Source organism: Bacillus sp. FSL W7-1085 (assembly GCF_038595035.1).
Lineage (GTDB): Bacteria > Bacillota > Bacilli > Bacillales > Bacillaceae > Bacillus > Bacillus altitudinis.
This window is the reverse complement of the sequence record NZ_CP152000.1, coordinates 3,736,408-3,756,244: the sequence shown is the minus strand read 5'-3', so window position 1 is coordinate 3,756,244 and position 19,837 is coordinate 3,736,408. Positions and strand designations below refer to the sequence as shown.

The window sequence follows — 19,837 nt, the reverse complement described above, 5'->3', positions numbered from 1 at the left end:
CAGGCAATGACGAGAGAAAGTACAATCATCAATTTTTCCACAGAGAGCTTCGGCAGCTGAAAAGAAGCAAAAATAATGATTCGAAAAATGGTCTCTGAGCCTCGTGCTGAACATATCCATGATATTAGTAGGTGACGACGAGAGTTGGTACTCGTTATCAAAACCACAGTATATGAGCCAAATTGGAGCTTTGTACTTGTAGAGGCTGTTTAGCGCGAGCAAACAGTAAATAAAGGTGGTACCACGAGACAAATACCTCGTCCTTATGATTCATAGATAAGGATGGGGTATTTTTTATTGTCCACTTTTTTTTCATACAAATGTTCAAATGTTCCACGTGAAACACCACAACCATTTTTTCAAATGAAAGGGAGATTAACATGAGTGAACATGCATTGGTTTTACAATCAGATTTCGGTATTGATGATGGAGCGGTCAGCGCAATGTACGGCGTAGCCAATACAGTGAGCAGCGGCATCCGCATTTTTGATTTAACTCACAACATTCCCCAATATGACATTTGGGAAGCGTCTTATCGCTTGCTTCAGACGGTTACATATTGGCCGGAAGAAACGGTATTTGTCTCCGTTGTTGATCCAGGCGTTGGATCAGAGCGAAAGAGCCTTGTCGTCAAAACAACAAGCTCACACTACATCATCACACCTGATAATGGGACACTTACGCATGTCGCACAGGATATTGGCATCGTGGAGGCTCGGTATTTAGATGAAACCATCAATCGTCTGCCGAAGTCAGGAAAATCACATACATTTCATGGTAGAGACATTTACGCCTATACAGGCGCGAGAATTGCTTCAGGTGTGATTTTTTTTGAAGAGGTCGGGCCAAAGGCGAATATAGAGGACATTATTCACCTTCCAGTCGTACAAGCTTATGCGGAAGAAGAAGTGATCACAGGGACGATTGATATTTTAGATGTGCGGTTCGGAAACCTATGGACAAACATTCATCATACGTTATTTGAACAGCTTTCAATCAATTATGGGGATGCAATAGAAGTTACCATTGCCAACGGGCCAAAAAATGTGTATAAAAATATCATGACCTATGGACGATCTTTTGCCGATTTAAAGGTAGGCGAACCACTCGTATATGTCAATTCACTCGATCATTTAGGCGTGGCGATCAATCAAGGGTCATTTGCAAAGGCTTATAACATCGGTACAGGCACAGGCTGGCGCCTTTCGATTCGCAAAGCTCCGCGCATTATATATGAATAAGAGGAGGAAACATCATGGCAGGTAAACAACTTTCAACGAAAACTGTCGTTGCCATCGGAATTGGCGCAGCCGTCTTTGTCATTTTAGGACGCTTCGTCTCCATTCCAACTGGGATTCCGAATACACAAATTGAAACATCGTACGCGTTCCTTGCGTTAATGGCCGTGCTATTTGGTCCTGTTGCAGGCGCATTGATTGGATTTATTGGTCATCTCATTAAAGATGCCACCACATTTGGACCTTGGTGGAGCTGGATTATCGTTTCGGGTGTTGTTGGTTTATTGATCGGCCTCATTTCGAACCGTTTAAAAGTAGAAGAGGGCGACTTTGGCTGGAAAAAAATCACGCTCTTCAACGCCGTCCAAGCCGGCGCACAAGCATTAGGCTGGTTTGTCATTGCGCCGGTACTCGACATTGTGATCTATGCAGAACCTGCAAATAAAGTGTTTGTTCAAGGTATCGTAGCAGGACTCTCAAACATCATCACAGTCGGTGTACTAGGCACCATCATCATTGCGGCTTATGCGAAAACAAGAAGCAAAAGCGGCAGTCTATCGAAAGAAACATCATGAAGCAAGGTGGAACACATAAATGAAGAAACCGATGATTCAATTCGAACATTTCGGATTCAAGTATCGCAGTCAGGCAGAACCAACATTGAAAGATATCAACCTGACCATCTATGAAGGAGAAAAAGTCCTCATCGCAGGCCCGTCTGGATCGGGAAAAAGCACACTAGCCCATTGTATCAATGGGCTAGTTCCTGCGTCTTATAAAGGTTCTATGGAAGGAAGTCTTCACATCGGCGGGAAAAATGCAGAGAAAGAGAACATTTTCTCTCTTTCACAGCTCGTCGGAACGGTGCTGCAAGATCCTGATGGACAATTTATCGGGCTGACTGTAGGAGAAGATATCGCGTTCACACTTGAAAATGATCAAGTCACACGCGAAGAAATGAAAACACGTGTCGAGAAAGCGGCAAAATTAACAGAGGTAGACGGCAAACTGGCATCATCCGTGCATGAGCTGTCAGGCGGTCAAAAACAACGTGTCGCCATCGCAGGCGTACTTGTCAACGATGTCGACATTTTGCTGTTTGATGAACCACTGGCAAGCCTTGATCCCGCAACAGGTAAAGAAGTGATCGATCTCATTGACCGTCTGCAAAAAGAAACGAAAAAAACGGTCGTGATGGTGGAACATCGATTGGAAGACGTCCTCTTCCGCCATGTCGACCGCATCATCGTTGTCAATGACGGCACGATTGCAGCGGATATGACACCAGATGAATTGCTCGCCTCAAATGTATTAGAAGCGGCGTATTTACGTGAGCCTTTATATGTGAGAGCGATGAAATATGCAGGTATTCCGATTGCAGCAGGAGATCAGATCGCTAATTTACAGCATCTCACCTTAAATGAAGAGGCAAAAGAGAAAATCGAGCAATGGATGGAAGCATCTGAGCCATCAGTCGAGCAGAATGAAGCGCCGGATTTACTAGAAGTACGTGAGCTGAGCTTTGATTATCCGACAAGACCAAACACGCTGAGCAACATCTCTTTTACCGTCAAAAAAGGAGAAATGATCAGCATCGCCGGTGCCAATGGCGCAGGCAAGACGACACTATCCAAGGTGCTCTGCGCATTTGAAAAGCCAACAAAAGGGACAATCCTTTTAAATGGCAATGACATCACAGGAGACACCATCAAACAGCGCTCCGAACGAATCGGTGTCGTCATGCAAAACCCAAATCAAATGATTTCGAAACAAATGATTTTTGATGAAGTCGCACTAGGTCTCGTTTTAAGAGGTGTACAGGAAGACGACATCAAGGATCGTGTAGAGCGGGTTTTAAAAGTGTGCGGGCTGTATCCATTTCGAAATTGGCCGATCTCAGCACTTAGTTTTGGACAGAAAAAACGCGTCACCATTGCATCCATTCTTGTGTTAGAGCCAGAAATCATCATTTTAGATGAGCCAACGGCCGGTCAAGATTTTAGACATTACACAGAGATGATGACGTTTTTAGAGCAATTAAATCAGCAGGGCGTCACGATTTTGATGATCACCCATGATATGCATTTGATGCTCGAATACACAACAAGAACCATTGTCATTTCAGATGGAGAAAAAATCGCAGACGATACACCAGCTAAAGTACTGACAGATCAGTTGCTAGTCCAAAAGGCGAGCTTAAAGGAAACGTCGCTGTATGAACTGGCGCTAAAAGCAGACTGGCCAAATCCAAATGAACTCGTGGATCGCTTCATTGAGGTTGACAGAAAGGAACGAATGACATGGCTGTAGACATGCTGTCCTATATCGACCGCCCGTCACCGATTCATCGGCTGACAGGGGCAACCAAACTCATTTGCTTTATCCTCTGGTCATCCGCAGCGATGCTCACATATGATACAGGCGTATTAGTGTTTATGCTAGTTGCCAGTATCGTGTTCTTTCAGCTATCAAACGTACGATTTCGTGATATCTCTTTCGTAGTGATTGTCTTGGCGATTTTTCTTGTCATCAATAACATCGCTATTTACGTCTTTGCGCCTCAGCAAGGTGTCGCCATCTATGGAGCGAAGCACGAGTTGTTTCATATTGCAGGCTGGTACAACGTCACACTTGAACAGCTTTTCTATCAATTGAACATTACACTGAAATACGTGACCGTGATGCCAGCGGCGCTTTTGTTTATCGTGACAACAAATCCAAGTGAATTCGCCTCATCGCTCAGCAGAATCGGGGTCAGCTACCGGATTTCGTATGCGGTAGCGATTGCGCTGCGCTACATCCCAGATATTCAGCGTGATTTTCGAACGATCGCGATTTCTCAGCAAGCAAGAGGTATTGATTTATCGAAGAATGAAAAACTGGGAAAACGGATTAAAAATGCGCTGTCGATTGTGATGCCGCTGATTTTCTCCAGCCTAGAGCGGATTGAAACGATCAGCAATGCGATGGAATTGCGCGGGTTTGGAAAGCATAAAAAGCGCACATGGTTTACGGCGAAAGACTTTCAAAAAGCAGATTATGCGGCGTTAATCTTTGTTGGAGCGGTACTGATTGTGTCGCTAGTAATTACATTTGTTAGAGGAACGAGATTTTACAATCCGTTTTGATAGAAGGAAGCCTTCACAGGAGTGGAGGCTTTTTTATTTGGTTTGTGGATAAAAGGTGTGGAAAATGGTAAAAGACTATTAACATGTGAATAAATCGGTTATATTGAACAATGAGCGAAACACTTGTGAATAACCAAACAACATATTGGAGGAATTAGAAACTTATGAACAAATCACTTTATGCTTGTGCAGAACATATAGAAACCGTACTAGACATGTACATAGATGATCACGAAACACCGCCAGAATTCAGAAAAATCGAACATACACACAGCTTATCCACAACCTGTGAATTGTGCGATGAACCTGCAATATATATAGTGGGGAACGAATGATCGGACACAAAATACACAAATTTTATCCACAATTGTTGATAACTTATATGAATAACTTGTTCTTAAGGTGGGGATGACCTGTGAATATATCAATTATCACAGTAGGAAAACTAAAAGAGAAATATTTAAAGCAAGGCATAGCCGAATACACAAAACGATTACAGGCATACGCAAAAATCGAGATCATTGAGCTCGCAGACGAAAAAGCACCCGAGAATCTCAGCGAGCAAGACATGAAAATCATCAAAGACAAAGAAGGCGAACGCATCCTAAGCAAAATCAACCCAGACGCCCACGTCATCGCCCTCGCCATCGAAGGAAAAATGAAAAGTTCCGAAGAATTAGCCGATACAATAGATAAGCTGGCAACATACGGAAAAAGTAAGGTGTGTTTTGTCATAGGTGGGTCACTTGGGTTAAGTGATGCTGTCATGCAGCGTGCGAATGAGAAGCTGTCGTTTTCGAAGATGACGTTCCCGCATCAGTTGATGAGATTGGTGTTGGTGGAGCAGATTTATCGGGCGTTTCGGATTGTGCGGGGGGAGCCTTATCATAAGTAGATGAGTTTTTTTTAATCATTCCTAGCATAATTAATAGTATCTTGATGTAAAAGGTTCAGCTTAATGTTCTATAAAAGATGTCTTTGCTAGACATTGTAAACTTAAATCTTATGAGTATCTGATAATGATACATTAAACTTTCCATTCGCTGTCTTCTCTGTTTTATCTTTTGTTGATGCCTCATAAGAAAATCATTGAATTTTTCAATAACCAATATTTTTTCTTTTTAAAATCGCTAGGTTTATTCTTACTGTTAATTTTTTATGTCTAATTCCATAACTTATTTAAACAATAGTGAGTAGAAGAATATGAATGATAATGAACCTATTTTGTGAAATCGTAGAGACTAACAATTTCTGTTAAAATACTATTCGATTGAATGAAGTTTTATTGAAATTAGGTAATGGAAAATTAAATAATAGGAGACACAACTTGAAAAAATAAAATAAAAATAGATAGGGATATCGCACTTGAACAAGCATTAAAAATATCTGGTGTAAAGATAGAAAGAGAAAGCCTTCTGACCAATACCTTTTCAGAACTTGTATCTCCAGCACATTATCCATATTGATTTACAAGATAGCATACTAGTAAAAAATTAATAATTCTAATTATTAATCGGTAGTATAAAGTAAATGTATTAAAAGAAAGGAGAATAAATAATGGCTACATCTATAGAAGTAAATAAACAGAGTGTAAAGCAACTATTAGAAACAGGAAAAGTAAATAAATTTATTATTCCTGAATATCAACGTCCGTATGCATGGACTGACGAACAGATTCAAACGCTTTTTGAAGACTTAACAGAGTATACAGAAAATGATAATGGAAGCACTTATTTTCTAGGAACGATTGTTTCTTATGAAAATGATAGTGGTGAACAAGAAATTATAGACGGTCAGCAGCGAATTACGTCTTTATTCTTATTGTTACGAGCGCTTTACTTCAAACTTAATTCAATGAAAGAAACAAAGGAAGTAGCAAACTTTAAAGCACAAATAGAATCAGCATTGTGGGAACAAGATGAATTAACAGCTGAGGTTAACTTTGAAAAAGCTCTAATTGAATCTAGAGTTATAAGTGATGAGGGAAACAAAATTTTTGGTCAGATTCTTGTTAACGGGACTACTAAAGAAACTGCAAAAGATAACTATTCACTTAACTATAAATTATTTACAGAGTTAATTGAGAATTATGCTTCAAATGAACCGGAGTTATTTTTTTGGTTTATTAGGAATGTTTTAAACAAGGCAATCTTATTACCAATCACAGCTGATTCCCAAGATACAGCTTTAACGATCTTTTCAACTCTTAACGATAGAGGACTAGCTTTATCCGATGCTGATATTTTTAAAGCGAAAATCTATAATAATTTAAGTGTTGATATTAGAGCTGTTTTCATTGAGCAATGGCAACAACTTGATGATGAAGCGAAAGATGCTGGTGAAAGCATTCAAAAACTATTCTATTATTATATGTTCTATTTAAGAGCCTTAGAAAATGATCGAAATACTACAACTCCAGGTCTAAGAAAGTATTATTCCAGAAATAATTTTGAACAGTTATATAAAACTGATATTATTACAAACTTAAATTCAATGCTGAATTTATGGAAGGTGGTTAACAATCGTGTGGAAATAGAAGATGAGAATTGGTCTAAAAATATCGAGATTAAACAAATACTTGATGGGTTATCTTCGTATCCAAATGAATTTTGGAAGTATCCAGTAGTTATTTATTATCTTAATTATTATAATTTACCAAATTTCGAAAACCTTTTTTTACGGTTTCTTAAAAATTTACTTGCTGTTTTGGCAGCGCGTTACATAGTTACGCCAACTATTAATGTAGTCAAGCGAGGGATTTTAAATCTAAACTCTGAAATTATTAATTCGCCTATACCTATATTTAATTTTAATAAGTTGGATGAACAAGAGCTAAAAATTAAGATTAAAACTGCGCATCGTAATACTGTTCGAATGATTTTAAAGATACTTGCTTATCAAAAGCAGGAGGAACTCCTTCCTGATAAATGGGAAATCGAGCATATACTACCTAGAAAATGGCAATCCAGTTATTTTCCAAATAATTCTGAGGAAGAGATAAAAGAACTTGTGGAGCATTTGGGAAATAAAATACCTTTTGAAAAAAAGCTTAATATCATTGCAAGTAATGGATATTTTAAAAAGAAACAAGACAGCTACAATAAGTCTAAAGTTCAAATCTTATTAAATTTATCTAGCGAACATAAAGACTGGGGAATGAATGAAATTCGAGAAAGAGACATACGAATTTCTGACGAGCTATTAAATGTATTTAATGATTGGGGATTAAATCAACCCGATTTTCTAAGTAAAAGTGAAGAACAACCAACCCCAACCCCTGAAGATTTAAGAGCAATAAGGGAATTAAAAAGAAAAGGTCTAATTTAAAATTTATTTTTTAGAAGCTATGAATTTGAGTGACTTGTGTTAATTTCATAGCTTTAAATATACTTAAAACCGCACTTAGATACGTCACGGAATTAAAAACATCAAATTAAATGAACAGTTAATAGAAATTAATTTTAAAAACTCTTAAAGGAGAACAAGATAATTAAATCATTTATTATTACTTTTATTATATTACCTTCAATATTAGGAGCTGCAATGGCATTCACTGTAGAAATACTTCCCTTTATTTGGAGTATCATTACACAAAAAGGGACAAGCTTGGCATTTAAAGATTTAGTAATTACATTTGTTTTAGGCTATGTAATGTATCTGGTGTATATTGTATATAAAGCGATCATTCACAAATTCAATAAAAATAAAAGTCACTAAAAATATATACAGATACAAAGCGAAATTTTAACAAAAAACTCTTAAATTATTAATTTAAGAGCTTTTTTGAGTTTTTAGCTATCTTTCTAACGAACATCACGATCACCATTCTTTAAATAATCCTATATAATGTAATAATTTACATTCAAACAATCCAGATTATTCCGATATATGGTTTATAAGGATAATAGAGAGGTGTTAGTATAAATGGCAATTACATTACCAGAAAATATTAAAAGTACTGCTACTGCAGGGGAACGAATTTTATTTCGAACATTAAAGGAATATCTACCCGAGGAGTATATTGTACATTATGAGCCTAATATCAATGGATTTAGACCAGACTTTGTGATAATTGGTCCTGATTTAGGAGTATTAGTTTTGGAAGTAAAAGATTACACCAAAAATACAATAAGAGAGCTAAACGATAATACCTGGGGCATTTTAAATTCTTCTGGTGATTTACATAGAGTGAAGAGTCCCCTAGTTCAATCAAGAGAGTATGCTTTTAAAATAAAAGATATGCTGGAGAAAGACATTGATTTAATCAATACAGAAGGGAAATATCAATTTAAATTAAAGTTTCCTTATGGTTATGGTGTCGTCTTCACTCGGTTTCATGAAGAACAACTTTTAAAAAATAAAGTATATGAGGTTATTGATCCACATTTTATTTTATCGCGTGATCAGATTGATCCTGATAATGACCATTTTGATCCTGAGATCTTAATAGAAAAATTGTTTGATATGTTTCATGTGCCTTTCAAGTTAAATACGCCACTATCATCTGACGAATTAGAAAGGATTCGTTATCATCTATACAAAGAAATACGCGTTGGAGCAGATGTTGAACCAGTCCCATACCAAGAAAAACTGTTATTATCTTTTCGAAACATCAAAACGATGGATCTGCATCAAGAAAACTTGGCTAAACAGATTGGTGATAAACATCGGCTAATTAGAGGAGTAGCAGGAAGTGGTAAAACCTTAATCTTAGCGACTCGAGCAAAAATGTTAGCTGAACAACATCCGAATTGGAAGATATTAATACTCTGTTACAATGTAGCTTTGAAACAAAATATTAAACAAATGATTCATTCTAAATTTACAGAACCAGATGATTTTCTGACATCCGATCATAGAAAAACACCAAATTTAAATAATATACAAATATTAAATTTTCATCACTGGATTAAAAAAGATCATGGTATTTCAGAACTTGAAATAGATGATTACATTGAAAAAATAGAAAATGATGCTTTAACTCCTGTAAAGTATGATGCCATTTTAATTGATGAAGGGCAGGACTTTGAAGGGAGCTGGCTGCATCTCATCAGCTTATGCTTAGATCAAGAGACGCAATCTTTACTTTTAGTAGAAGATAGAGCGCAAGATATCTATCGGAAAAGTAGAAGCTATGTGAAAGATACGGGGCTTGATTTTAGAGGTAGATCTAGAATCTTAAATATAAATTATCGTAATACGTCACAAATTGTGGATTTTGGATGGAAATTTTACGATAGCCATAGAGCTTTAGATCTTAAATTAAAACAAGAACAGACAGAGACAATCGAAATCATCCCTCCAAAAAAGACGAAACGTAAAGGGCCAGAAGTAGAACTTTTAAGATGTAATACCTTTAAAGAAGAAATAGAAGAGATTACTAAACAAATAGTGGATCAACATAATGAAAAGAACATACCTTACTCTGAAATGGCTATTTTATATCGTATAAAGGGATATAATAACCATTATATATCAGCGATTCAATCTGAATTTCAAACAAAGAATATTCCTTACAATTGGATAACTGAAAATGGTGCAACCAAACATAAGTTCAATCCAGAGGAAGAGACAGTCAAAATTTGTTCTCTCGATAGTAGTAAAGGTCTTGACTTCCACTCAGTTTTTATTGTGAAAGCTGATCTGATGCCATTAAAGTATGAAGAGGATCAAGAAAAAGAAGTGTCTTTAATGTATATAGGAATGACTCGTGCTAAAGAGTACCTATCAATATCTTATTCAGGTGTTTCTTCGTTTACTCAGTATTTTGAGGATGCAAAGCAAAAAGAGCCGACATTTAATCAATAATTTTAAATAGTAAAAGGTACGGGAATTATTCATTTCTCATACCTTTTTTCATGTAAGAAGAAAAGAAGACTCTTCTTAATAAATATCGTATTATATATAATGAAAACTTAGTTCAAGAAACGATTACAGCAGGTATTGGGAACGATCACATATTCAATCTACAATTACTCAAAGGAGACTTTCATGGGTTTCAAAGCTGACTTTAAACATGAAATACGTAACATAATAAAAGATGTAGAAAAAGAAATAAATAAAACATGGAAAATTGAATATAAAGGGCATTCTATAGAAATTACAAACCAAATAAAAGAAGAGCAACTAATCATTGATGGTGTGACAGTTGATAAAAAACAACGAAAAAGTTTATTGACTCATATGATCCCTTATTCAAAATTGTCAGGGATATTGGAGCTTCAAGATGGTACAAAACACAAAGTGTCCGTTAAACTTGGTGGGTATGTACGATTTCGTTGTATGGTGAAGGTAGATCATGAAACGGTTTTAGATGAATCAATGAAGATAGACTTTCTCCCATGGGATCATAAAGAGAAAATCGTTCCCTTTATTCAACAACAAATTCAATCACATCATAAAATAGTAGACGACCGTTTACCCGATGAAGATTATTTATTTGACGAAAATGAACCACGATTGGCTCCCGGTTTATCTGATTATTATGTAGATGAACGACCTGCTCCTTTTTATGTGAAGAAACTATTGAAGCTTTTTGAAAAACAACTCAATCATCCTACAAATGAAACAAGAAAGAAAACATATGAAAAGATCATTTCTAACAATATGGCGAGTCGCAACAGTGAGTTAATTGACCGATTTCAACAAACACAATGGGATGAGTCTCTTGTACAGCAAGAAGCGTTATGGCTTCTTGAACATGCGGCACATCGGGAGGTCGTCAAATTTGCAGTTATGATACTGGGATGTACGAACTGTGAAAAATACAAAGAGCTCTTATTCACAATAGGTATGCATGAAGAATTTACTTCTTATGTCGTGATTGCATTGAAGAATGGCACAATTCAAGGAAACGAACATGTTTGGCGTCTTGCAAAGTCCGTCGATGGATGGGGAAAGATTTCGGCTGTTGAGCAATTGGAAGCCTCGACACCAGAAATAAAACGATGGCTACTAACAATGGGCTGCGGAAATACAATCATGAATGAATACTTAGCTTATACTTGTGCTCTTAATGGTGATCTGGAAACAGCTTTATCAGAAGATGAAATTTCCAAAGAATTATACGATGGAGCGAGTCTCATCATTCAAGCATTATTAGAAGATGAGGTTTCTATCTACGGAATCGATGAGTATTCAAATGCAAGCTCAGTTCTCTGCCGATTTATTCACCATGCTCATAAGCACTGCCAAGCAATTGAGGACTTTTATACAATATTGAAAATAAATGAGTTTTTAAATGATGAACAAGAGATTTGGGAAGACCGATTGAATGATTCATGGAAACAGGACGATTATAAGGCTATCCAGGAAGCTGTTCAACCGTTTATTAATGACAGTAGATGGCCAAAGCTTGCGATCGATTCGTTACAACAGGGTTTTAGCTCCCAAGCACTTGAAATCGCTCTCTTTTATCGTTTAGATGTGATTGAGCATCTATTTGCTTTACTTGAGAAAGATCCGGCAAATAGTGAAATATACTTTGCTGTGATGGACACAAATCATCACCAGCATATTAGAGAGCTTTGTACATTTGCAGTAACACATTTATTGTTATCAAACCTCTCAGATGATGAAGTGGCTTGTCTACAATATATTGTGCAAGATTTATATGAACACGAAGGTGTAGGATTGCCATTGATTCAAGCTGCACTTAGATCAGATGATGGAAATTTACAGTATCATGCTTTAAGTGTATTAAAAGAATGGTCTCCTTCGTATTCGCAGCAAGCGGCCACAAGAGAATTGATTGAACATATATCCATTAAGACTGATGATAAAGAAGATCGAAAGTTAGCCAAACATTTGTTAAAGAAATAATATTTGATTAAGTAGAGCATAACAATTCAACGGGGATAAAACTTAAAAATATTAGAAAGCAGGCACACCATGCACACAATAAAAAAATAGGCCAAACCTTCTCCTACATCACATCAGTATCACACACCGACCGCCCCATCCTAGGTATGGTCGCAGGCAATAACAAAACATTAATGATCGATGCCGGCAACGTTGTAAGGAATCTCCAACAACACATGTTGACATATCGTTATTTATCGATATAATGGTTTGTATGGAGCCAATAGAAGTTTTTAAAGCTTTATCCAATGAATCCAGATTGCAAATTTTACAATGGCTAAAGGAACCTGATCGTCATTTTACACCCCATGAAGGGATTGATATGAATACTACAGGGGTATGTGTTAGTCAAATAACAGATAAATTGAAAATGACGCAATCAACAGCATCTCAATACCTTTCAATTCTACTACGAGCTGGATTAATTACAACAGAGCGTATAGGTAAATACACGTATTATAAAAGAGATGAAAATGCCATAAAAAAAATTGCTAAGATTCTAGAAAAAAATATTTAATAAATGAACTGAATTCATACATCAGAATTCAGTTTCATTTATTAAATACAAATCGACTTATCGTAATATGTTTTTTTGTCCATACATATTAACAATTCTAGATATGTAAATGTATTATATATAAGGAGTGATCTACATTGTCAAACACTGTAAAGATTTACATTTTAGCTATTGTAAGTTTTTTAGTTGGTACATCAGAGTATATCATCTCTGGTATTTTGGATAATATTTCTGAATCATTAGGGATTACGATAGCTGCAGCTGGCCAGTTAATTACGATTTTTTCTCTTGTGTATGCCATCTTCACCCCAGTATTAATGGCTTTAACATCGGGAATGAATAAACGCAAGTTAATGTTATTTTCACTTAGCGTTTTTATTCTAGGTAATATTCTTGCATTCGTCCTCCCTGGGTATCAATTATTTATTGTGTCAAGAATTATTATGGCTCTTGGGGCGGGGATGGTCGTAGTTACTGCATTAACAATTGCTGAAAAAATTGCACCAAAAGGTAAGCAAGGTACCGCTATTGCTACAGTAGTAATGGGATTTACAGCATCATTGATCATTGGAGTCCCACTGGGCAGAATGACTAGTGATTTCTTTGGTTGGAAAGCTGTATTCGGAGGAATAGCCTTACTCGGATTATTAGCTATGGTGATAATTTCTCTTACGATTCCAAAAATCCAAGGGGATAAACCTGTACCTTTAATTCAACAACTCGCTCTTTTTAAAAAACCAAAAGTAGTGTTGGGATTAGCTATCACCTTTTTTTGGCTTGGTGGTTATTCAATTGCCTATACCTATTTATCCCCTTACCTTTTAAATATATCAGGTGTAAGCAGCAAATTGCTGAGTGGAGTTCTTCTCATATTCGGGATTGCTAGTCTAGTTGGGTCAAAGTTTGGTGGATTTAGTACCGATCGATGGGGTGTGAATTTTACTCTGATTAGTGGAATGACATTACATGTCATCATGCTCATATTGCTCTCACTAGTTACGCATTCTTATGTTGGAGTATTGCTCATTTTAATATTATGGTCATTTGCTGCATGGTCTTCTGGCCCGACTCAACAATATCACTTAGCTAAAATGGAGCCAGAGTCATCAGGTATACTATTAGGTCTCAATCAGTCAATGATGCAATTGGCGATGGCTGCAGGTGCAGCTATTGGAGGTATCTTTGTAGAGAAAGTTTCTCTATCTTCCGTTACTTGGGTAGGGGCTTTAGGCGTTGCAATCGCGATCATTGTAACAATATTGGCTTCACGTGCTACTTCGAGTAATGAAATTCGATATACTTAATCATAAACAGCAGAACGTTGGGAAAAAACGTGATTCAATTTAAAATATGATGACAGAAAGTAGGAAACACCTATGCACTCAATTAAAAAAATAGGTCAGAGTTTTTGGTACATCACACCAATATCACTCACCGACCGCCCCATCCTAGGCATGGTCGAAGGCAATAACAAAACATTAATGATCGATGCTGGTAACTCGGAAGATCATGCGAACTATTTCATCCAAAAGACCTTAAAACAAGAGAACGCCACGCCGGATATGGTTGTCCTCACTCATTGGCATTGGGATCATATTTTTGGTCTACCGGCGCTGCCTCATGCGGTTTCAATTGCTTCTGCAAGAACCAGAAAGGAAATGGAGAAGCTTCTTCCGTTTTCTTGGTCAGATGAGGCGATTGATGAGCGGGTGAGGGAAGGAACGGAGATTGAATTTTGCGCGAAGGCGATAAAAGAAGAATATAAGAATCACCGAGAGATTCAGGTGGTTTTACCGGATGTGACGTTTGATCGTCGGATGGAGATTGATCTTGGCGGGGTCACTTGTGTTGTGCAGCATGTTGGGGGCGATCATGCTGCAGATTCAGTGATCGTGTATGTGAAAGAAGAGAAAATCCTGTTTCTTGGTGATTGCATTTATCCGAAAATGTATGCAGAAAAAGTACATTATACGGTAAAAGAAATTTTGCGTCTTTTAGATGAGTTAGATGCTTTTGATGCGGAGACGTATATTCCATCGCACCAAAGACCGTGGACAAAAGAGGAGTTTCGTCAGGAAACAGACAAGCTTCGAATGATGGCGAAATACACTGATCTTTATGGTGGAGATCAGGAGAGAATCAAGAGTGAATATCAAACACATGTGAACAGAGAACTAAAAGAAGATGAGTTAGAGACGATTGCTTATTTTGTAAATGGTTATGAAGGATTAGCAGAGGGATAAACCTCTGCTTTTTTTATTTTCATGGCTCGTCCTTTTCCCTGAGTTTATATCAAGTTTATATACGAGCGATATACTCGAACCGGTGAGAAAAGGAGGAGAACCATCAATGAAAGTATTTAGATCATTTATTGATAAAATGTCTACAAAAAAAGGAGCTTGGCTGACTGTTATCATTTGGCTTGTTTTCATGATCGGGTTGAGTGCTGGGCCTAAATTGGGCGATCATAAAGTAAGCAATTTTCAATCTTTACCTAGTGATGCTCAGTCCATCGTGACACAAAAGAAGTTAGATCAGTATTTCCCAAATGATAAAGGGACTCCGGGATTATATGTGTTCCATAACCCTAATGGAAAGCTGGTTATTCAAGATGTAAAAACGATCATTCAAGGAATCAAAGAGGCAAAGATTGAGGGAATTGAAGAAATTGTCGATGTGTCCGCATTGCCTCCTCAAGCGTTATCCGCTTTTTTATCAGAAGATGAAACGACCATGATTGTGCCAATGAATTTGAAAGCGGGATTAGGCAATGCTGATTATGCAAAGATTAATGATGAGACAACGGATGTCGGTACAAACATAGCGAAAGGGCTAGATGCTGATTTTTATATTACGGGTCCAGCAGGTATAGCGGGGGATACGGTTAAGCTGTTTGAATCTGCCGACTTGAAACTGCTATTAGCTACTGTTGCAATCATTTTGGTTTTATTGATCGTCATTTACCGTTCTCCGTTATTAGCGATCATTCCATTGTTCGCAACGGTCATTGTCTATCAAGTGGTGAATCAAGTTGTGGCTTTACTTGGCGTGGGTGGACTTGAAATCAATAACTCGACCACCTCGATTATGAGTATTTTGTTATTTGCTGCTGTGATTGATTATTCATTGTTTGTTTTCTCGCGTTATCGTGAGGAGTTACAACATCATGAAAATCAATTTGAAGCGATGAAAGTGGCGATGCGTTCAACAGCCAAACCGGTCTTATTTGCAGGCGGTACAGTATTTGCGGCGATGATCATTTTATTTGTGGCGGATTTCCGTGATTATCAAAACTTTGCGCCAATCTTTGGTGCTGCGATGGTGGTCATTATGTTGGCTTCTGTCACACTGATTCCAGCCTTGTTTGCATTATTTGGCCGCAAAGCATTTTGGCCGAAAGTACCGACATATGGTGAAGCAAAAGAAGCAAAACATGGCATATGGGGACCTCTTGCCAAATTCGTGGTTCGAAAACCAGAATTAATTGGTGGTGCGGTCTTGCTATTTTTACTTGTGACAGGTGCGAATATTTTCAATTTACATTATGAATTTAACTCGGTGAAAAATTTCCCGAAGGATTTACCTTCTCGTGTTGCATTTGAAATCGTTGAGGAAAAATTTAATAAAGGTGATCTAGCCCAGACAACAGTACTTGTGACTGGTCAAAAGCTAACTCAGGAACATTTACAAGAAATCTCCGCCCAATTCTCAGAAAATGAAGAGATAGGATCGGCTCGTCCTTCGGGGGTAACCAAAGATGGAGAGCATGGCAAAATGACGATATCATTAAAAGTGAATCCATACAGTATAGAGGCTATTGAATTTTTAGGAGATTTCCGTACAAATCAAGCCACCTATCGATTATCAGATGGTCAAAAGGTTCAGTTATCTTTTGCTGGCACAACAGCTAAATTAGTGGATGAGCAACAAGTGAATCAATCCGATATTAAAAAGATCGTATTACTGGAAACATTACTCATTCTGATCTTGTTACTCGTTTTGACACGTTCCATGAAAATGTCGATTTATATGATGGCGACGATTTTAATCTCATTTGTGTCTGCATTAGGCTTAGGTATTTTCTTAGTCGATGTGTTATTTGGATATGATGCGATTTCAACTCGCGCCCCTGTGTATGCCTTTATCTTTCTCGTGGCATTAGGAATTGATTATAACATCATCCTTGTGAGCCGTTTCTTAGAAGAACGCCAAACGTTACACGTCAAAGCTGCATTAGAAGTAGCGATACGAAATACAGGCGGGGTGATTTCTTCAGCGGGGATCATTCTTGCTGCAACATTTGCCGCATTAATGACCATGCCGATTACGGATTTATTTATCTTTGGATTTATTGTCGCTATTGGGATTATCATCGATACATTCTTCGTGCGAGGAATGTTGCTGCCGGCACTCATATTATTCTTTGAAAAAGACAAAGCTAAGGAAATAAAGGAGGAAGGATAATTGCATGTATTGGTTGTGGATGATGATGAAGCCATTTTGCAATTAGTGTCCATCCATTTAGAGCAGGCGGGATACCAAGTGACAAAAGCAAGCAATGCTGAGGCAGCGCTTGCTTTTTTGCAACATCAGTCATTTGATCTCATGATTATTGATGTGATGATGCCTGGGATGGATGGCTTTCAGCTGGCGAACATTGTGACGAAACAATATGAACTGCCTGTCATTATGCTGACAGCGAAAGGGCAGATTGAAGATAAGCAGCAAGGATTTGAACAAGGGATTGATGATTATATCGTCAAACCATTTGAAACGAAAGAACTGCTATTCCGTGTAAATGCGATTTTACGACGATATCGTAAATCCATAGAAGCTTTAACGACTGCGGGAAATGTTCAAATTGATACGAACCGTTGGGAATTAACGATTGCGAATCAGCAATATATCTGGCCCATGCGGGAATTAGAAATTCTGTATTATCTGCTGCAGCGGGCAAACCGCAATGTAAGCCGCTGGGATTTAATTGATGACATTTGGGGGGATACGTTAGATCAACCCGAATTCACATTAAACACGCATATTAACCGCATACGAGAACGTTTAAAAAGGGCGGAAGCGACGATTGAAATTGTCACAATACGTGGTTTCGGCTATCAACTTGAGGTAAAAGAATGAAACTACAACAACGTTTTATGCTATATACGTGTTTGATTGTTTTGATTAGTATCTTCATTGGATTTATTTGTTCTAACTTGATTTACAATCATGTTGTCAAAGAGCAAATGAATGATCGATATTTAGCCATTGCCGAGCAGTTATCTAAACAAATCAAAGAACACGAAATTACCTTGAGAGCCTCTTCTGATTTCTTGCAAACCATGAGCGATCTAGGGTACCAAATCGCTTTGGTTAAAGAAGATGGGGAGATGAAGATGTTTGGCGAACCATTTAAAACGAAAAAATGGAATGACCAAATGCACGCCTTATTTGAAGGCGGTAAAGCATACAACGGGATCAAATCCTTTAAAAATTCATACTTAATCATGAGTCATTTCGCAAATGATATACAAAATACAGTGGGGACGAAAATAGAAATTGACGGGGAAGAATGGGGCTTATTTTTACGTCCGAATAATATCAGTTTCTTTACAGAGTTCCATTTGATTATTTTTGGATTTATCTTTGCCGTTTTTGTGAGCAGTATCATTGGCATTTTATTTATGTCTCGAAAGGTCACCCAATCTCTTTCAGAATTGACGAGTGCGACGCAAGAGATGGCAAACCATAATTTTCAGTATCCATTAATGATCAATCGAAAAGATGAAATTGGTCAGCTTGCTGATCGTTTTCGGATGATGCAGCAGAAGTTAGAGAATACCGATCAAGCAAGGAAGAAATTTGTGAATAACGTCTCGCACGATTTTCAGTCACCACTATTAAATATACGAGGGTATTCTGAATTACTAAATGAGGAGATTTCATCAAGCGAAGGGAAAAAATACAACCACATTATTCAAACAGAAGCAAAGCGATTATCTAACTTAACGAAACAACTTCTCATTTTAACCTCTATTGATCAAGGGACATATCCAACGAATAAACAAATCGTCAGGGTGGATGAGCAGCTTCATCAAGTGGTCCATTCGATGCTATGGCGGATAGAAGAGAAAGGTCTAGAAATTAAGTTGGATCTACAGCCTGTTTCGGTATATGCGGATCGGACCTTGCTGATCAATGTATGGGAGAATTTAATTGGCAATGCCATTAAGTACAACAAAGAGTTTGGGGAAATCAGTATTCATTGTAATGCAAATGAATCGGAAGCGGTCGTGACAATTAGAGATACGGGGATTGGCATAGAACAACACACATTAGAAAAAATATTTGAACGCTTTTACCGGGTAGATCAGGCACGAAATAAAGAGGGAATGGGTCTTGGATTATCCATTGTGCAAGAAGTCCTGTCGTATCACAATGCTTCTATTGAAGTAGAAAGCAATGAAAAAGAAGGAACGACTTTTACGACGGTTTTTCCAAAGAAATAGTATTTGAGAAAAGTCTCGTTTGCGTGTGTCAAATGAGACTTTTCTTTTTAATGTTTATGGTAAACCTACAAAGTCTTCTGCATCACGAACTGTGACAGACATCTGTTTTGCATTTACAATAATGACACAATCCCATGTCGGCTTTATTTGCAGTTCATCATTTTCATCAATACGGAGCATTCCTTTAAATTCAACCGTTTGTTCTAGAAAAACCATTTTCTTTTCTGTATCATCTTTGACTGCTGTTAAATGGTCAGGATAGTGAATCGTCCAATCATAAAAAGCGGTTTTCTTCATAGTTCCTCCTATTTTCATTCGTACACATCTCCGAATACTTCTTTTGTTTGCCGGATTGTCAGTGATTTATTGGTTGGATCAATTGAAATGACACAATCCCAAGTAGGTTTGATTTGTAGCTCGTTGTTGTCATCCATCCAGATGATGCTATTTAGTTCAATGGATGGCTCTAAAATGACCATTTTCTTTTCATAATGATCGGTAATCGCTGTTAAGTCCGCTTGTAAATGGACGGTCCAGTCAAAAAAAGTGATTTTTTTCATTGTTTCTCCCCTCATCATCGCTTATATT

At 37.4% G+C, this 19,837-nt stretch carries 17 protein-coding genes and 1 other annotated feature (1 of these 18 cut by a window edge); of the genes, 15 read left to right on the top strand and 2 right to left on the bottom strand.

Features of this window, described 5'->3' with window-relative positions; genetic code table 11:
• Positions 1 to 268, top strand: a binding site (T-box leader) (it extends 3 nt beyond the left edge of the window).
• 112 nt (positions 269 to 380) lie between these two features.
• From MKY11_RS19435 to MKY11_RS19365, 15 genes are all read left to right on the top strand, one after another.
• On the top strand, positions 381 to 1,241 hold the full coding sequence (locus MKY11_RS19435; RefSeq protein ID WP_342501718.1) for an S-adenosyl-l-methionine hydroxide adenosyltransferase family protein: 861 nt from the start codon (positions 381 to 383) through the stop codon (positions 1,239 to 1,241).
• Between the two features lie 14 nt (positions 1,242 to 1,255).
• Entirely contained in the window at positions 1,256 to 1,813 is a 558-nt protein-coding gene (locus tag MKY11_RS19430; protein WP_342501717.1) for an ECF-type riboflavin transporter substrate-binding protein, read from the top strand.
• A 19-nt stretch (positions 1,814 to 1,832) separates the two neighbouring features.
• The gene (locus MKY11_RS19425) at positions 1,833 to 3,548 is read left to right on the top strand and encodes an ABC transporter ATP-binding protein (RefSeq protein WP_342501716.1); all 1,716 of its coding nucleotides are present in this window, start codon (positions 1,833 to 1,835) and stop codon (positions 3,546 to 3,548) included.
• Positions 3,539 to 4,366 (top strand): energy-coupling factor transporter transmembrane component T, encoded by an 828-nt coding sequence (locus MKY11_RS19420; protein ID WP_024718473.1) that lies wholly within the window; start codon positions 3,539 to 3,541, stop codon positions 4,364 to 4,366. The genes MKY11_RS19425 and MKY11_RS19420 overlap by 10 nt, the downstream gene beginning before the upstream one ends.
• 164 nt (positions 4,367 to 4,530) lie before the next feature.
• Positions 4,531 to 4,701: a CxxH/CxxC protein gene (locus tag MKY11_RS19415; protein WP_008360116.1), complete on the top strand. Its 171-nt coding sequence runs from the start codon at positions 4,531 to 4,533 to the stop codon at positions 4,699 to 4,701.
• A gap of 80 nt (positions 4,702 to 4,781) precedes the next feature.
• Entirely contained in the window at positions 4,782 to 5,261 is a 480-nt protein-coding gene (gene rlmH, locus MKY11_RS19410; RefSeq protein WP_035390089.1) for a 23S rRNA (pseudouridine(1915)-N(3))-methyltransferase RlmH, read from the top strand.
• Positions 5,262 to 5,923: 662 nt separating this feature from the next.
• Entirely contained in the window at positions 5,924 to 7,693 is a 1,770-nt protein-coding gene (locus tag MKY11_RS19405) for a DUF262 domain-containing HNH endonuclease family protein (RefSeq protein ID WP_342501715.1), read from the top strand.
• Between the two features lie 597 nt (positions 7,694 to 8,290).
• Positions 8,291 to 10,174: a 3'-5' exonuclease gene (locus tag MKY11_RS19400; RefSeq protein WP_342501714.1), complete on the top strand. Its 1,884-nt coding sequence runs from the start codon at positions 8,291 to 8,293 to the stop codon at positions 10,172 to 10,174.
• A 183-nt stretch (positions 10,175 to 10,357) separates the two neighbouring features.
• On the top strand, positions 10,358 to 12,187 hold the full coding sequence (locus MKY11_RS19395) for a hypothetical protein (protein WP_342501713.1): 1,830 nt from the start codon (positions 10,358 to 10,360) through the stop codon (positions 12,185 to 12,187).
• Positions 12,188 to 12,440: 253 nt separating this feature from the next.
• Positions 12,441 to 12,743 (top strand): metalloregulator ArsR/SmtB family transcription factor, encoded by a 303-nt coding sequence (locus tag MKY11_RS19390; protein ID WP_045034889.1) that lies wholly within the window; start codon positions 12,441 to 12,443, stop codon positions 12,741 to 12,743.
• Between the two features lie 137 nt (positions 12,744 to 12,880).
• Positions 12,881 to 14,047 carry an MFS transporter gene (locus tag MKY11_RS19385; RefSeq protein WP_327855183.1) on the top strand — a complete coding sequence of 389 codons (1,167 nt, stop codon included), beginning with the start codon at positions 12,881 to 12,883 and terminating at the stop codon, positions 14,045 to 14,047.
• Positions 14,048 to 14,119: 72 nt separating this feature from the next.
• A complete protein-coding gene (locus tag MKY11_RS19380; RefSeq protein ID WP_342501712.1) occupies positions 14,120 to 14,986 on the top strand; it encodes an MBL fold metallo-hydrolase in 867 nt (288 codons plus the stop codon).
• 106 nt (positions 14,987 to 15,092) lie between these two features.
• Entirely contained in the window at positions 15,093 to 17,207 is a 2,115-nt protein-coding gene (locus MKY11_RS19375) for an MMPL family transporter (RefSeq protein WP_342501711.1), read from the top strand.
• Positions 17,208 to 17,879, top strand: a complete 672-nt coding sequence (locus MKY11_RS19370; RefSeq protein WP_024718480.1) for a response regulator transcription factor — start codon at positions 17,208 to 17,210, stop codon at positions 17,877 to 17,879. It abuts the gene before it with no gap.
• Entirely contained in the window at positions 17,876 to 19,249 is a 1,374-nt protein-coding gene (locus MKY11_RS19365) for an ATP-binding protein (RefSeq protein WP_342501710.1), read from the top strand. Before MKY11_RS19370 ends, MKY11_RS19365 begins: the two co-directional genes overlap by 4 nt.
• 54 nt (positions 19,250 to 19,303) lie before the next feature.
• On the opposite strand, the gene MKY11_RS19360 is transcribed toward MKY11_RS19365, so the two are convergent.
• Positions 19,304 to 19,546 (bottom strand): hypothetical protein, encoded by a 243-nt coding sequence (locus tag MKY11_RS19360; protein WP_041508061.1) that lies wholly within the window; start codon positions 19,544 to 19,546, stop codon positions 19,304 to 19,306.
• 14 nt (positions 19,547 to 19,560) lie between these two features.
• Complete coding sequence (locus MKY11_RS19355; protein ID WP_058336403.1) at positions 19,561 to 19,809, bottom strand: hypothetical protein; 249 nt, start codon at positions 19,807 to 19,809, stop codon at positions 19,561 to 19,563.
• Positions 19,810 to 19,837: the final 28 nt, after the last annotated feature.

Bases quoted from the DNA above. Each gene is read 5' to 3' on its own strand.
- MKY11_RS19400 (WP_342501714.1), top strand. From the start codon at position 8,291: ATGGCAATTACATTACCAGAAAATATTAAAAGTACTGCTACTGCAGGG.
- MKY11_RS19375 (WP_342501711.1), top strand. From the start codon at position 15,093: ATGAAAGTATTTAGATCATTTATTGATAAAATGTCTACAAAAAAAGGA.
- MKY11_RS19365 (WP_342501710.1), top strand. From the start codon at position 17,876: ATGAAACTACAACAACGTTTTATGCTATATACGTGTTTGATTGTTTTG.
- MKY11_RS19420 (WP_024718473.1), top strand. From the start codon at position 3,539: ATGGCTGTAGACATGCTGTCCTATATCGACCGCCCGTCACCGATTCAT.
- MKY11_RS19415 (WP_008360116.1), top strand. From the start codon at position 4,531: ATGAACAAATCACTTTATGCTTGTGCAGAACATATAGAAACCGTACTA.
- MKY11_RS19355 (WP_058336403.1), bottom strand. From the start codon at position 19,809: ATGAAAAAAATCACTTTTTTTGACTGGACCGTCCATTTACAAGCGGAC.
- MKY11_RS19405 (WP_342501715.1), top strand. From the start codon at position 5,924: ATGGCTACATCTATAGAAGTAAATAAACAGAGTGTAAAGCAACTATTA.
- MKY11_RS19390 (WP_045034889.1), top strand. From the start codon at position 12,441: ATGGAGCCAATAGAAGTTTTTAAAGCTTTATCCAATGAATCCAGATTG.
- MKY11_RS19430 (WP_342501717.1), top strand. From the start codon at position 1,256: ATGGCAGGTAAACAACTTTCAACGAAAACTGTCGTTGCCATCGGAATT.
- MKY11_RS19360 (WP_041508061.1), bottom strand. From the start codon at position 19,546: ATGAAGAAAACCGCTTTTTATGATTGGACGATTCACTATCCTGACCAT.
- MKY11_RS19425 (WP_342501716.1), top strand. From the start codon at position 1,833: ATGAAGAAACCGATGATTCAATTCGAACATTTCGGATTCAAGTATCGC.
- MKY11_RS19380 (WP_342501712.1), top strand. From the start codon at position 14,120: ATGCACTCAATTAAAAAAATAGGTCAGAGTTTTTGGTACATCACACCA.
- MKY11_RS19395 (WP_342501713.1), top strand. From the start codon at position 10,358: ATGGGTTTCAAAGCTGACTTTAAACATGAAATACGTAACATAATAAAA.
- MKY11_RS19435 (WP_342501718.1), top strand. From the start codon at position 381: ATGAGTGAACATGCATTGGTTTTACAATCAGATTTCGGTATTGATGAT.